The sequence below is a fragment of the Bacillota bacterium genome, assembly GCA_024653485.1.
GTDB lineage: Bacteria > Bacillota > SHA-98 > UBA4971 > UBA4971 > UBA6256.
The window spans coordinates 1-14,950 of record JANLFY010000026.1 but is presented as its reverse complement, the minus strand read 5'-3'; the positions used below and the strand labels follow the sequence as shown (position 1 = coordinate 14,950).

The window sequence follows — 14,950 nt, the reverse complement described above, 5'->3', positions numbered from 1 at the left end:
CATGAAACTACCATCTGTTAGAGCCTAATGTCCAAAACCAGGGGGTCGGTCCGCTCGGAAAGGCGCGGGACCTCGCTGAAGACCTCAGGGCTTCCGTGACGTCCGTGCTCCTGGGCTACGGAGTGGAAGGCCTTTGTCAAACCTTGATAGCACACGGAGCCGACCGTGTCATCCTGGCGCAGGACCCAGAATTGCGGCATTACCGGACCGAACCATACGCCGAGGTTCTCACGAGCCTCATCGCAAAGCACAAGCCGGCCATCTTCTTGTTCGGGGCGACCACCCTGGGCCGCGACCTCGCTCCTCAGGTTGCCGGCAGGGTCGGCACAGGCCTTACCGCGGACTGCACAGGCCTTGATATCGATGCCGAGACTGGTCTGCTGAGACAGACGCGCCCAGCGTTTGGAGGAAACATTATGGCTACGATCCTGTGCCCCGACCACCGGCCCCAGATGGCCACGGTGCGCCCAAGGGTCATGAGGCGACTTCCTCCGGATGCGTCTCGTCTGGGAGAGATCGTCGAAGAGAAGCCGATTCTGAGCAGCAAGAGCACCGGCAAGCAGGTTCTCGATGTGCTGGTGGAGGCCGCTCAAGCCGTGAACTTGGAGGAAGCCAACATCATCGTATCGGGCGGTCGAGGCCTGGGCAGGCCTGAGAACTTCTCGATCATCCGCGAACTCGCCGATGTCTTGGGAGGGTGCGTGGGTGCCTCCAGGGCAGCCGTTGACGCCGGGTGGATCCATCCGAGCCACCAAGTGGGGCAAACCGGCAAGACGGTGGCTCCAAGGCTGTACATCGCGTGCGGCATTTCCGGCGCCATTCAGCACCTGGCCGGGATGTCAGGCTCCGAGATCGTGGTAGCCATCAACAAGGACCCGGAGGCTCCCATATTCCAGGTTGCGACGTACGGCATAGTGGGAGACCTCTTTCAGGTTTTGCCGAGGCTCACAGCACGTCTCAGGAAGGCTTTGGGCAAGGATGGCGAGACCCGTCAGAAGGCGCGGCGGGTGGAACGGGAGTCCGATCCCGCTTGTGGAGTTCTTTGAGGTGCCGACCGAATGGTGAGGCCGCGTCGGTGAACACAGAGTTCGGAGGAGGGAGTCACAGCGTATGATGTTCCTGCACGCCCTGCAGACCGTGCTTACACCGAAGATCCTTCTTCTCGTTGCGGTCGGCGCGACGAGCGGGATGATCATAGGAGCGCTGCCCGGGCTCACAGTGACCATGGCGACAGCCTTGCTGGTATCGATCACGTTTGGCTGGAGCATGACTGACGCCCTGGCAATGATCATGGGAGTGTTTTGCGGCGGGGTCTACGGAGGATCCATTTCGGCCGTTCTTCTGAACATACCCGGAGCTCCAGCGGCGGTGGCCACCGGATTCGACGGTTACCCCATCGCGCAACGAGGTGAGGCGGGTTACGCACTTGGTCTTGCGCGGCTCGCCTCATTCATTGGTGGGCTGCTGGGGACTCTCGCGCTGGCGACGTGTGCGCCGGCGCTGGCGAGATTCGCGCTTGGGTTCGGGCCTTTCGAGTACCTAATGCTGATCTTGCTTGGGTTGACGATAATTGGGAGCGTCTCCAGGGGATCTTTCCTCAAGGGGATGATTGCGGGGTTCATCGGGCTATTCATCTCAGCGATAGGAATGGACCCCGTGTACGGCATAGGTCGGTTCACGTTCGGAAGCGTGCGGCTCATGGGAGGCATAAACTTCATTCCCGCGCTCATCGGTTTGTTCGGGATGTCGGAAGTGTTTGCCCAGCTCCGCACGGGCAGTGCCGGAGTGAAGCCGATCACCAGCTTTGGGCGGGCCGCCCTTGGGATACGAGATGTTCTCAAGATGTGGGGCTTGTGCATCCGATCCGCTCTGATCGGGACCTGGGTCGGTGCGCTTCCGGGAATCGGCGGGGAGATAGCCGCGCTCATGTCGTACGACTCCGCGAAGCGAACTGTCCGAAAGCCCTCGCGTCCATTCGGCGAAGGTGCAATCGAGGGCGTCGTCGCTCCCGAGGTCGCGAACAACGCCTGTATAGGCGGTGCCCTGATTCCCATGCTGACCCTCGGCATCCCAGGGGATGCGGTCACGGCCGTCATGATCGGTGCGTTCATGGTCCACGGCATGCGTCCCGGACCGCTGCTCATGCAGTACAGCGCGGATATGTTCTGGCTGATCGTGGCGCTCTCATTGGTGGCGAACGTCGCCTTCCTGCTGATCGGTCTCATCATAGCCAGGTACGCACCGCTGATCCTCTCAATCCGGAAAGAGATACTCATGCCCATCGTGATGATGCTGTGTGTGGTCGGTTCGTTCGCTTTGCAGAACTCGATGTTCGACATCCTCATAATGGTGGCTTGCGGAGTGCTCGGCTACGTCATGCGCAGTCTCGAGTTTCCCGTGGGTCCTGTCGTCATAGGCATTGTGCTTGGCGGCATGGCTGACAGCGAGCTCAGGCGCAGCATCATAATGAGCAGAGGGGATGTCCTGGGCACCTTCCTCACACGGCCAATTGCCGTCCTGATCTTCGTCGTGCTCGTACTGCAGGTTGCGGCGCAAAGCAGCACGGTGAGACATCTCTTCAGTCGGTGCATGAGGCGTATTCACTCGAGCACAGCCAGTGTGAAGAGTGGCCTTGAATGAACACACAGTCCAAGTAATGCCCGACGCGGACCCGGGGCCGGCGGTCATGATAGCGAAAGACGAGGCGCGGCGCAAGTTACTCGGCTGGAGATGGCCAAGCCATACTTAGATCCTATACCCGAGCCAGGGAAGGGGGGATGGAACAGAGCGCTGAGAGCACAGCGTCGATGGCATCACCGGCAAGGACATGAGAAGAGTCAGGAGCTATGAAGCCTAAAGACATCGCTCGCAAAGGAGGTCTGAAGAATGAAAACTGGGGGAGGAAGGAAGTTCCTCGCGCTGACGTTGACCGCGGTCTGTCTTGCGGCGATGAGCCTGGTCGGCGGAGCATATGCCGCGAGTTACCCGGAGAGGCCCATCGAGGTCATCATCCCGTGGTCTCCTGGTGGGATGACCGACACAACCGCTCGGGCGATCCAGCCCCTTCTCGAGAGAAGTCTAGGACAGCCTCTTGTCATGACGAACATGCCCGGGGCTTCCGGTGCCATCGGCACCGACTACGTGAACAAGAAGAAGGCTGACGGTTACACGATCCTCTTCTCGGCCGAGACGCCTGCCGGCGTCATGCAGGTCATGGGGCTTGCCGATCTTAGCTTCGAGCAGTTTGAACCCATAATGATCCTCACGCGGGGCGTGCCGACGATAACGGTCCACAGGGACGCCCCATGGAAGACCGTCAAGGAGCTACTGGACGACGCCAAGGCCCATCCAGGCGTGATCACCGGCGCGTCTTCCGGTCCTGGAGCAAGCGCACACATAGCATCTCTTATGCTACAGAAGTACGCGGGTGTACAGCTCACGATGGTGCCGTTCGCGGGCGGTGGTCCCGCAGTGACCGCGGCCCTCGGCAGACACGTGAGCGTCACGTTCCAGAGCCTGCCTGAAGTGATAGACCATGTTCGCGCGGGCAACCTGAGAATACTCGCGACCTTCACGAACGAGCGCACTTCTTTCACTCCGGATGTGCCCGCCCTCGGGCAAGAGGTGCCCGAGCTTCGACAGGTTCTGCCTTGGGGCACCTTCTACGCGATCGTGGTGAAGAAAGGTACTCCACCCGAGATCATCGACAAGCTCCGTGGTGCGGTAAGACAGGCCGTGAACGATCCCAAGTGGAAAGAGTTCGTAGCGAAGACGTACTCGGTTCCGTTGAACCTCGAGGGAGAGGCGGCCACCAAGTTCATCAATGAGTGGGCATCCGTGACGAGCTGGCTACTGTACGAGGCCGGAGCGGCCACGGCTTCCCCTGAGAAGTTCGGCATTCCGAAGCCGTAGCGCACGCTCGCAGCAAGAGCCTGGTAGCATCCGGCGGGCGGGGAGCGGGACGCAACCTGGCTCCCCGCCCACCCGGCCTAGCCCCCATCCCGTTTCGAGAGGGCGACATGGGATACGGACATGGGCAGCGCCTGACGACTGTGCCGCTGGTCCCGCTGGAGTCGTCCAGGCAACGGGTCGAGTTCGGAGGAGGTTGGGCTTGTGAAAGCGGACAAGAGGGATTTCGTCAGCGGGGTCGTGTTGCTCGTGTTCAGCGTGTTCATGATCGTCGAAGCCAGGAAGCTGCCGCTCATGGGGGCGTGGCAGACCAGCCCCGGACTGTTCCCCACCTTCGTTGGAGGGTGTCTCGCCTTCTTCAGCCTTGTGCTGATAGCCCAGAGCTTCAAGGCCAGAGAACAAAGGCCCGGACTGGTCATCGACCGGAAAGTCGTGTACCGCTTCCTCGTGATCGGTGGGGTTTTCGCAGCATACATTCTGTTGCTGCCGTACATCCACTTCTTCTTGGCCAGTGCAGCGTTCCTATTTGTCCTCATGCTTTTCTTAAGAGGAGGCAAGCCGCTCACCCTCGCGGTGATATCGATCCTTTCGGCTTTCATCGTGCAGTATGCTTTCACAACGTTCTTCAGGTTGGTTCTGCCGTAGGAAGACCTGTTACATGGAACGGGCGACCGGGCGGCCGAGACAGGTGACGGAGACAGCTGGAGGTGGCTTTCGTGAGAGCCATTGTGGTTCATAAGCCTGACGACCTGCGCATAGATGAAGTCCCCAAGCCCACCGTATCGGCTAGCGATGTACTGATTCGTGTGCGCGCCGTCGCGATTTGCGGGACAGACTTCCACATCTTGAAGGGTCACAGGGTGGTCCCTCTCCCGAAGATTCTGGGCCATGAGATGGCCGGGGACATCGTCGAGGTCGGCGAGGCGGTGACCACTCGCAAGGTCGGAGAAAAGGTGACGGTGGAACCCAACTACAGCTGCGGGAAGTGCAGACTCTGCAGGACGGGAAAGTACAACATATGTCGCGCGAAGAGAACGATGAGTTTGAATATCGACGGGTGCTTCTCCGAATACGTGGTCGCCCCGGCAGAGTACGTGTGGCCCCTTCCCGAAGACATGCCCTATGAGCGGGGAGCTCTCGTCGAGCCCACGACCATAGCTTACCACGCCGTTCAACGCGCGCAGCCCAGGTTGGGTGATGTCGTGCTGGTGCTGGGAGCGGGGCCGATGGGGCTCTTGGTGCTTCAGGTCGTTAAGCTGCAGGGAGCTAAGGTCGTCATCGCGGACCAGTTCAAGAACAGGCTGGATCTCGCCACTAGATTCGGGGCGGACCATGTGATTGACTTCACCCGCACACCTACTCCGGACGCCACTAAGGCACTCACGGACGGCGCGGGGGCCGACGTCGTGATCGACGCCACCGGCTCTCCTCATGGTTTTCAGTTGGCGCTGGATTCCGTTGCGCCCGGAGGCAGGATCGCCATAGTGGGGCTGCCTAGCGAACCAGCCAGCATCAACGTCATGGCTCTCGCCCGGAACGAGGTGACCGTCGTGGGATGCGTCACGTGCGTACTTGACTTCCCCACCGCGGCGGACCTATTGCAGCAACGGAAGGTAGATGTGTCACCCTTCGAGGCGGAGCAGTATGGTTTCGACGACGTTCATCGAGCGTTTGAAAACATCGAGAAGAAGACGGCGGTGAAGCCAATCCTGATTCTCTAGGTGTGTCCCACGAAACCTGCCTGGCAGCCAAGGAGCGAGGTATCCGTCCAAGATGGAAGGCTGGCAGGCGTGCAGAAGCAGGAGGCAGACAAGGAGGCTTGCACTCGATGAGACCACGCCTAGCGGTTTTCGGCCTGGGTCATGGCATGAAACACGCGACGGATTTGACTAAGACGCCTTACGGCGAGTTGATTGCGGTCTGCGATAAGAATCCTGAGAAGGAACAGGCGGCGAAGAGGCTTGGTGCCAGGTTCTACACGGACTACCGTGCGTTGCTCGACAACGAAAGGCTCGATGGTGTCATCGTCGCGCTTCCCAACGACGTCCACCTCGACGCCGGACTGGAATGTGCCCGCCGCGGGCTCCACGTCTTGATGGAAAAACCCATCACTCCGACGCTGGAGGAAGCGGACGAGCTAATCGAGGCTGTGAGTCGCGCCGGGGTGAAGATGTTGGTCGGACACCACAGAAGGTTCTCAGCCAAACTACGAGCGGTGCGTGACATCATCTCAAGGGGAGAGATCGGCGAACTCATAGGCGTAAGCGTCACCTGGGCCATGAGGAAGCCTGACGACTATTACACGGGAAAGAAACGGTGGCATGCCAAGGCGGAGCAAGGCGGCGGGCCCCTCCTCATCAACGTGGTACACGATGTAGATGATCTGAGGTTCACATGCGGGGAGATCTCAAACGTGTTCGCGTACGTCGCCAACAAGATCCGCGGGGTGGATCCCGAGTTCACTGCCGAGGATACGGTAGCCATCTCTCTCACTCTCAGGAACGGGGCGCTGGCCACCATATTTGCAACCGATGCGGCGCCTTCGCTGTGGGCTTACGAATGCGCCGCGCAGGAGAATCCGATCTTCTGGCCCAGCAACGAGGATTGCTACCTGTTCTTCGGAACGAAGGGCGCGATAGCGTTCCCAAGGATGCTAAGGGTGTTCTATCCAGGTCCTGAGGAGGGCCACTGGATGACGCCGACTCGTGTCGAACGGATTGAGGTTCCCTACGTCGATCCCATGACGGAGGAGCTTGCTCACTTCTGCAGGTTGATCACGGGGGAGGACGCCGAGATAGTAACCCCCGGACACGACGCTCGTAGGACGCTGGAGATTATCTTGGCAATCAAAGAAAGCGCGAAGACCGGGATGCCTGTTGCGGTGTGACGCGGCGAAGCGGCTTCCCTGATGACGGGTGGTGATGTATCGAATGAGGGCGCATGGCCGTCCTCTCGCGCGGTTCCCTGTAAAGGCGGGCGACGTCGTGATCGGTGGGTTTGAGCCGGTGGTCTGCGTGCCCGTGGTTGCTAGAACTGCCGAAGAAGCGGTGAAGATCGCGAGCGACGCTGCATCGTCTGGCGCCGACATGATCGAAATGAGGGCTGACCATGTCGACGGTCTCAACTCCGAGAACGTACGCGACATGCTGGCCGCGGTCGCCAAGTCTTCGTCGCTGCCGATCATCTTTACGAACCGGCTCTGGGCCGAAGGGGGCGCCCGGCAGGTTCCTGAGGAAGAGCGCGTAGAGATTCAGTTAGCTGCAATGGAGTGCGGCGGGGTCGCAGTCGTGGACATAGAACTCGCCACCGAGCCGCGCTTCCGAAGCCGAGTGCTGGAGGTTGCCTCAAGACGTGGAGTGTCAGTGATCCTCTCATATCACAACTTCAGAACCACTCCTTCGAAACGAGAGATCCTGGGAATTGTCAAGGAGGAAGTGAAAGCCGGGGGTAACATAGTCAAGTTCGCGGTGACTCCCAGGCATCCTCGAGACGTCCTGGTGGCTTTGGACGCTACGTGGGAAGCTAAAGAAATGACCGGGTTACCAGTGATATCCATGAGCATGGGTGAGATGGGGAAGTACTCCCGGGTCGTCGGACCCCTGTACGGGTGTGACTTGACCTTTGCGTCTCTGGGTCGAGCGTCTGCTCCTGGCCAGATCGACGTGCGCGAGATACGGTACCTCCTGAACAGCCTAACGTAGGCGAATGGTGAGGTGTTGTCGCAATGAGATGTCAGGTGCTGTACGGGCCTCGAGATCTGAGGCTCGAGAACAGGCCAGAACCAGTGCTCGGAGACAGGGATGTGCTTATAAGGGTTCACACGGTGGGGCTATGCGGCTCGGACTTTCATCGTTACATGGGGCACAGGCAGATCCCGGGCCCGCTCGTGCTTGGGCACGAGTTCTCTGGTAACGTGGCTTGCGTGGGGAGGTCCGTCACAAAGTTCAAGCCTGGAGATAGAGCAACCGTCCAACCCAACTTCGGATGCGGCGAGTGCGACATGTGCAGGGCCGGAAGGGAGAACCTCTGTCAAGAGCGTCTCGGGCTCTCTGTGAACATAGACGGATGCTTCGCGGACTATGTTGCCGTTCCTGAAGGTTACGCTTGGCACATCCCGCAAGGGCTGTCCTATGAACAGGCAGCGATCGCGGAGCCCCTTGCGGTGGCAGTGAGAGCTGTCAAGAGGGCAAGGGTCGCACCAGGAGACACGGTCGCGATCCTCGGCGCCGGCCCTGTCGGCTTGCTGACGCTTCAGGTTGCCAAGGCCTCCGGGGCGTTTACCGTGGTGGCCGATGTCATGGCGTGGAAACTCGAACTGGCAAGGAGACTCGGAGCTGACGCCGCGATCAGCGGGAGTCGACAGGACCTTCTAGCGGCCCTGGAGGAGGCCACTAGGCAGAGGGGCGCCAGTGTGGTGATAGAGACCGCTGGCGTGCCTTCGACAGTGGAAGCGGCGCTTCAGCTCGTTGCGCCAGGAGGGAGGGTGATTCTGGTCGGCCTTGCTCAGACGGCTGCGGAAGTCGTCCCCTCCAGGATCGTGTCGAACGAGGTGGACGTGTTGGGTTCATACATATACACCCATGATGAATTCGGTACAGCTTTGACGCTCGTGGAACGCAAGATTGTAGACGTGGACGCGATCGTGTCCCACAGACTGCCTTTCGACCGGCTGACAGAAGCGTTCTCCATACTGGAGCGTGGTGAAGGGTGCAAGGTCCTCATCGAGATGTGAAGCCTGGGACCTGCCTATCTCAATTCCCAGTTCGGCTGACGAAGGCACGCGCCAGCAGGAGCTGAAATGTGGAGTGGGAGACCCGAGCGCCACTGGATTCCCTTGCCGAAGCACTCCGCGGGACTACTTGAGGAATCCGCGAAGGCAACAAGAGCTTTCCCAAAGGCGACCGAGGAAGGTGACGGAAAGTCATGGCAGGCAAGGTGCTGCCAGCTAGCGAGGCTGTCAGGCTCATACAAGACCGAGACACCGTCGTCGTGGTCGGCTCTGGTTGGGGCGTCATGGAACCGTCGTTGCTGCTGGAAGCTCTTCAGAAGAGATATGCGCAGACAGGGCACCCACGCGATCTCGCACTGGTTCATATCGTAGGCCTGGGAGACAGACAAGGCGGCGGCGCAGATCGGTTCGCCCTTCCAGGATTCGTGCGTCGGGTCATTGGAGGGCACTGGTATTGGAGCGTGAACCTTTGGAAGATGGCTTGTGCCGACCAGTTCGAGGCGTACAATCTCCCTCAAGGGGTTCTGTCTCATCTGCTGAGACAGATCGCGTCCGGAGGCCCTGGGGTCGTTACCAAGGTCGGAATGAGGACCTTCGCGGATCCGAGGGTGGAAGGAGGAAAACTCAACAAGGCTGCGAGTGAAGACCTTGTGAAGGTCGTCACGATAGAGGGCGATGAGTATCTCTTGTACAAGGCGTTTCCGGTGCACGCGACGCTCATCCGTGGAACTACCTCGGATGAACAGGGGAATATCACCTTCGAGCACGAAGGCGTGTGCTTGGATGCGCTGGCGGCGGCTCAGGCGGCGAAGAATTGCGGCGGGAAGGTGCTCGTCCAGGTCAAGCGGATCACGGAGACGGGAACGCTGATGCACCCCATGATGGTGAAGGTCCCGGGAATCCTGGTGGATGCGGTTGTCGTGGACGAAAACCAACGCCAGACGAACGACATCTGCTTCGATCCGAGCTTGTGCGGTGAAACCCGTCGACCTCTGGAGACCACTCCTCCTATGAAGATGAGTGAGCGCAAGGTGATAGCGCGCCGAGCTGCAATGGAGATCCGCCCAGGCGCGGTCATAAACCTGGGGTTCGGCATGCCGGACGGAGTCGGGTCCGTTAGCGCGGAAGAAGGAATCGCAGACCTGATCAATCTCACCATAGAGCTCGGACCCATCGGGGGACTTCCATTGCTGGGCAGGAACTTTGGCATAGCGTGGAATCCCCTTGCCATAGTAGACCAACCCAGCATGTTTGACTTCTACCACGGCGGAGGGCTCGACATCACATTTCTCGGGTTTGGCCAAGTAGATCGCGCGGGAAATGTCAACGTGAGCAAGCTCGGTGGTCGCATCATAGGGACCGGTGGCTTCATCGACATCTCGCAGTGCTCGAAGAAAGTCGTGTTCTGCGGGACATTCACCGCGGGTGGCATGGAGGTGATGGTCTCAGATGCGGGACCCCGAATACTCCGGGAAGGACGGACAAGGAAGTTCGTCCAGAACGTGGACCAGATCACGTTTAGCGGGGAGTACGCCCGAGAACGCGGCCAAACTGTGCTCTATGTGACAGAGCGGGCTGTGTTCCAGCTTCGGCCTGAGGGGCTGACTCTCGTGGAGATAGCCCCCGGCATCGACATCGAGCAGGATGTCCTTGCTCAGATGGGCTTCCGACCTATAGTGGCAGATGATCTCAAGACCATGGACATGCGCCTGTACCGGCAATCCCCAATGGGCCTGAAGAACGACCTAGCGCGGGCGAGCTGAGCGGCACTCCATGACCTCGGTCGCGCTGGAAGCCCCAACGATGGGGTGTTTACCCTTGGAAACCTGCGAGGAGTGCAGGATGAAACCCAGGCATCCTTGAGGTTTCATTGTGGAATCGGTGTTTCCCGGAGCATCGCCCCTCTTTCCTGCCTTGTCGCGCAGGCCCGAGTGTCGGCTCGGGCGCTCGGGAACGTAACGGCCTGCTGTGATCTTGAGCTTTGCGATGCCCATGGATGCGTGCGGATGCGGCTGGCTCGCGAGTGGCAGGGCTGGCACGGGTGTTGCAGGCGAAGGAGTCGGACAGAGCGGGTGACAGGGAGACCCCGGCGGGCCACCTTTCAGAGGTAGCGCCCCTCCGATGACCATATGGCGCCGTATGGTGTGTCGGAGGCGCAGAGACCCGCTGGGGAAGGGCCAATCCGAACGGGTGGGGGAAAGACCGAAGGAGGTTGAGCCGATGTTTGACCGCACCAGAGACTACATGAGGAAAATCGGGTTGCCAGCACAGGACGCGTGGGACCTTCCTACGTCTACCCTGCGCTTTCCAGACGGAGCCAGCTTCAGAATAGAAGTCCCGACCATTAATACAGCCGCTGCCATGAAGGCATTGCTCGAGGAAGCGAACAAGTACGGCGTCGTGATCAACAGGGTGGATGAAACGTACGGCATATTCAGGCATACCACACAGGAACTCAAGGAGTACATTGCTATAGCCAAAGACTGGGGCGTGGAACTCAACTTGTCTGTAGGCCCTCGCGCTACGTATGACACGGGAGCCACCGTGCTCTCGCCACAGGGCGTGCGCATTAGCTACAGGCTGAGGGGCATGGAGCAAGTCGTGAGGGCGGTGGAGGACGTCAAGAGAGTCGTCGACTTGGGCGGAAGAGGGATCCTCGTATACGACGAGGGACTCCTCTGGGTGCTGGCCCAGATGAAGAAGGACGGAGAGCTGCCTTCGGACGTGCACCTGAAGGTGTCTGCTCACTGCGGGCACTGCAACCCCGCGTCGTTCAAAGTGCTTGAAATGCTCGGTGCGGACTCGATAAACCCTGTTCGGGACTTGCAGCTACCAATGATAGCTGCACTCAGGCAAGCGACAAGACTGCCCATTGACTGCCACACTGACAACCCTCCGGGATCCGGCGGTTTCATCAGAACGTACGAGGCACCCGAGATGGTGAGGATCGCCGCGCCCATCCACCTCAAGTGCGGGAACTCGGTCGTATCCGGCCACGGTCAGTTGACCAGCGCGGAAGACGGGCGGCGGATGGCTCACCAGGCCGTCATCGTGGTCGAGACCGTGAACAAGTACTACCCGGAGGCTGTGCAATCAAAGAGGGCTGCTCCAGACATGGCCGTGCCAGTATAGACGTTCGGCGCGGGCACACAGCTGTCATAGCCGTCATGCCGGGAGAGGGCTGCCCAGGAGAGGGCTGCGGTGCAGACGTCGAGCTGTCACAGCAGTTGTACGAGTACGGGGCTGAGGCGCAGGCACAGGCCTGCGGTGCCGGCATGGGGATGCGGCGTCGGCGTGGAAATGTGGGGGAATGGGGCGTTAGGATGGGGCTGGGGCGTCGGCATGGGACTGCGGTGCCTGCGCACGGCTCAGGTGCTGGAAATGGGGTAGAGGCAGGCTTTTAAAGAGGCGCGAGGGAGGAGGATAGGTGCCTGCGAAGGCTTGCGTGACGTGTCGAGCGTCCCTCAAAACCAGGGGGGTGATGGGTTTGGACATCGTGATTCGAGTCGACATGTCGGCGGGGACGGTGGCAGTCGAGAAGGCCGCTTCAGGTTACGAAAGGCTTGGCGGCAGGGCGCTGACGTCCAGGATCGTCTTGGACGAAGTCAAGCCGACTGCCGACCCTCTCGGGCCGCGAAACAAGCTCGTCATTGCTCCCGGCCTTCTGGGCGGGACGGCCGCCTCAAGCTCGGGCAGAGTGTCCATCGGCGCGAAAAGCCCGCTCACCGGGGGCATCAAGGAAGCCAACGCAGGCGGAACCGCCGGCCACAAGCTTGCCCGGTTGGGCATCAAGGCCATCGTGATTGAAGGTCAGCCTGCAGGCGGGAGGCTGTATCTGCTCAAGATCACAAAGCGTGGATGCGAGCTCACGGACGCCGGAGGTCTTGAGGGTTTGGGCACTTTCGACACCGTCCAGCGCCTCCGCGCGGAACACGGCAATGATGCGGGCGTCGTGGCCATAGGCCAGGCGGGCGAGATGCGCATGGCCGCTGCCTGTGTCGCGGTCTCCGATCCCGAGGGCAGGCGCAAGTTCGCGGCAAGGGGCGGGCTTGGCGCCGTCATGGGATCCAAGGGACTCAAGGCCATCGTGGTGGACGACCGCGACGCGGAGGGAGTCAAGTACGCTGACCGGGACGCTTTCCTCGCGCTCTCGAGGGACTTCGCGAAGCAGCTCATGGACAACCCGAAGCTTGGCAAGAACTACAAGCTGTATGGGACGGCCGGGATAGTCAACGCGGTGAACGCAATCGGCGCGCTTCCGACGCGCAATTTCAGTTGCGGAGAGTTCGAGCACGCGACGAAGCTCAGCGGCGAGACCCTGCACGACACGACGGTGGCGAGAGGAGGCCGGACAGGGATAGGCTGCATGGTCGGATGCCCGATCATGTGCTCCAACGTGTACGTGGATGCGTCGGGCAGGGAATTGGTGTCCACTCTTCAATACGAGAACATCGCGCTACTCGGATCCAATTGTTGCATCGGCAACTTGGACGACGTAGCCGTGCTAAACAGTCTGTGCAATGACTACGGGCTTGACGCCATCGAGATGGGCGCGACTCTCGCCGTTGCCATGGAAGCGGGCATCGTGCCGTTCGGAGATTCTGAAGGAGCGGCAAGACTCCTCCGCGAGATCGGTGAAGGAACGATCTTAGGCAGGGTCCTCGGGCAGGGTGCGCTCGTGACGGGGCGCGTGTTGGGCGTCCGCAGGGTGCCTCACGCCAAGGGCCAGGCAGTGCCAGGATACGACCCGAGGTCGCTGAAAGGCAACGGCGTGCTCTACGCGACATCTCCTATGGGTGCCGACCACACCGCAGGCAACGCGTTCGGTTCGAGAGACAAGGTCAACCAGCTCCGTCCCGACGGCCAGAAGGAGCTATCGAGACGCCTTCAGGTAGACGCGGCAATGCTCGACACGATGGGCATGTGCATTTTCGCGAGACCGCCGCTCCTGGCCGACCGGGAGATGGTCCCGGCTATGCTGAACGCGAGGTACGGCTGGAGGCTTACGGCAGAGGACATCGAGGAGATGTCGAAGGAGGTCCTGAGGGTAGAGAAAGAGTTCAACCGGCGGGCGGGCTTTACCAGAGCGCACGACAGGCTGCCGGAGTGGTTTGAGGACGAGCCTCTACCTCCGCACGAGACCGTCTTTGACGTGGACCACGCGGACCTTGACAGCGTGCTCGATTTCTAGCGTCGGCGTCTAGCGTCGGCCGCGTAGGTGAGGATGGAATGGTCGTGACGGTGCCGTGGTCTTTGAACCTCTTGTGGTGGTTGCGGGGTTGCCTGTGTCGCACCGGGGGAGCGCGCTGTCGAGCGTAAGCGTGAGCGTGAGCTTGAGGAGGCACGCCTCGTATGAGCGAGACCATCACGGTGAACCTGACCTTGCACACTGTGTTGAGAGATATCACGGGTAAACGTGACAGGTTCCCGGTCACACTCGAGCCGGGGAGCAGAGTGTCGGACCTCCTTCACGCGGTCGGCCTACGCGAAGACGACGCGGGCATGGTCGTCGCGCGGGGCCGATTGCTCGAACATGACTGCGCCTTGCACGACGGGATGGAGATCGACGTCTTTCCCCCGTTGTCAGGAGGCTAGGACGGCAGGGCGACTGGGAGTCGACGTCCTGTCGGTCCGACTCTGACCGGCATCTGCGAACGATTCCTGCAAGTCCCGCGCACACCTGACTTGCGACTCACTTGCGACGCGGAACGCCTCGTGAGAAGAGAATCGCTCTGAGCCTCCGCGCCGGACACGCGTTGTACAGGCGCCGTACACGCGAGGAGAGCGTGGAGGCGCGCAGCTAAATTCGAACGTCCCTCGAGTGACCGGGCGGTGGAGTCTGCGGAGTCTGCGGTGACCATGGCGCACTTCCTCGCTCGTATAGCAGGCCGTCTAGCCTGTCTCTGGGAAATGCCGACTCGTCAGCCATCGCGTTAGCTACGGCGGGATCTCGCAAGCGGCCTAGCAGGCCGGTACATAGAATTGGTGCCGAAGCCGGGATTTGAACCCGGACGGCCGTAATGGCCACTAGACCCTGAATCTAGCGCGTCTGCCATTTCCGCCACTTCGGCACTCTCGTTGTTGGAGCCGTGCGGGAGATAGGCCTGTGCGGCTCCGCTCTCTTTGGTTCGCGGCACTCGCCTCTCGAGGTGTCGCTGCGCCTATCAGGCCCTGTCACACGTGCTCACCTCGCGGCGCCTTCCGCGCACCCTGATAATAGCAGAGCGTGTGCCCCCTGTCAAGGCCGGTGCAGTTCCGGGGTGCGTGTAGCGTTTGTGGCGTCTAGGGGTTACCACCACTTCCTGGGCGGCG

Annotated in this window: 12 protein-coding genes and 1 tRNA gene; 12 read left to right on the top strand and 1 reads right to left on the bottom strand. The window is 60.7% G+C overall.

The genetic code is table 11. The annotated features are described in order from the left end of the window. Nucleotides 1-14 precede the first annotated feature (14 nt). From NUW12_12990 to NUW12_12935, 12 genes are all read left to right on the top strand, one after another. Nucleotides 15-1,046: an electron transfer flavoprotein subunit alpha/FixB family protein gene (locus NUW12_12990; protein MCR4403658.1), complete on the top strand. Its 1,032-nt coding sequence runs from the start codon at nucleotides 15-17 to the stop codon at nucleotides 1,044-1,046. 64 nt (nucleotides 1,047-1,110) lie between these two features. Then, on the top strand, nucleotides 1,111-2,640 hold the full coding sequence (locus NUW12_12985; GenBank protein MCR4403657.1) for a tripartite tricarboxylate transporter permease: 1,530 nt from the start codon (nucleotides 1,111-1,113) through the stop codon (nucleotides 2,638-2,640). Between the two features lie 246 nt (nucleotides 2,641-2,886). Continuing rightward, on the top strand, nucleotides 2,887-3,912 hold the full coding sequence (locus tag NUW12_12980; GenBank protein ID MCR4403656.1) for a tripartite tricarboxylate transporter substrate binding protein: 1,026 nt from the start codon (nucleotides 2,887-2,889) through the stop codon (nucleotides 3,910-3,912). Nucleotides 3,913-4,113: 201 nt separating this feature from the next. Then, nucleotides 4,114-4,554 (top strand): tripartite tricarboxylate transporter TctB family protein, encoded by a 441-nt coding sequence (locus NUW12_12975; protein ID MCR4403655.1) that lies wholly within the window; start codon nucleotides 4,114-4,116, stop codon nucleotides 4,552-4,554. A 62-nt stretch (nucleotides 4,555-4,616) separates the two neighbouring features. After that, entirely contained in the window at nucleotides 4,617-5,630 is a 1,014-nt protein-coding gene (locus NUW12_12970; GenBank protein ID MCR4403654.1) for an alcohol dehydrogenase catalytic domain-containing protein, read from the top strand. Nucleotides 5,631-5,737: 107 nt separating this feature from the next. Then, nucleotides 5,738-6,796, top strand: a complete 1,059-nt coding sequence (locus NUW12_12965; protein ID MCR4403653.1) for a Gfo/Idh/MocA family oxidoreductase — start codon at nucleotides 5,738-5,740, stop codon at nucleotides 6,794-6,796. A 43-nt stretch (nucleotides 6,797-6,839) separates the two neighbouring features. Continuing rightward, nucleotides 6,840-7,610 carry a type I 3-dehydroquinate dehydratase gene (gene aroD, locus NUW12_12960; protein ID MCR4403652.1) on the top strand — a complete coding sequence of 257 codons (771 nt, stop codon included), beginning with the start codon at nucleotides 6,840-6,842 and terminating at the stop codon, nucleotides 7,608-7,610. Between the two features lie 23 nt (nucleotides 7,611-7,633). Further along, the gene (locus tag NUW12_12955) at nucleotides 7,634-8,641 is read left to right on the top strand and encodes an alcohol dehydrogenase catalytic domain-containing protein (protein ID MCR4403651.1); all 1,008 of its coding nucleotides are present in this window, start codon (nucleotides 7,634-7,636) and stop codon (nucleotides 8,639-8,641) included. Between the two features lie 191 nt (nucleotides 8,642-8,832). Beyond that, complete coding sequence (locus tag NUW12_12950; protein ID MCR4403650.1) at nucleotides 8,833-10,401, top strand: acyl CoA:acetate/3-ketoacid CoA transferase; 1,569 nt, start codon at nucleotides 8,833-8,835, stop codon at nucleotides 10,399-10,401. Nucleotides 10,402-10,858: 457 nt separating this feature from the next. Next, nucleotides 10,859-11,770, top strand: coding sequence for a peptidase (locus NUW12_12945; protein MCR4403649.1), 912 nt, complete (start codon nucleotides 10,859-10,861; stop codon nucleotides 11,768-11,770). A 355-nt stretch (nucleotides 11,771-12,125) separates the two neighbouring features. Further along, complete coding sequence (locus NUW12_12940) at nucleotides 12,126-13,829, top strand: aldehyde ferredoxin oxidoreductase (protein ID MCR4403648.1); 1,704 nt, start codon at nucleotides 12,126-12,128, stop codon at nucleotides 13,827-13,829. Nucleotides 13,830-13,990: 161 nt separating this feature from the next. Beyond that, nucleotides 13,991-14,233, top strand: coding sequence for a MoaD/ThiS family protein (locus NUW12_12935; protein MCR4403647.1), 243 nt, complete (start codon nucleotides 13,991-13,993; stop codon nucleotides 14,231-14,233). Between the two features lie 388 nt (nucleotides 14,234-14,621). Here the strand turns inward: NUW12_12935 and NUW12_12930 are convergent. Next, nucleotides 14,622-14,709: transfer RNA gene (locus tag NUW12_12930), tRNA-Leu, on the bottom strand. Nucleotides 14,710-14,950 lie beyond the last annotated feature (241 nt).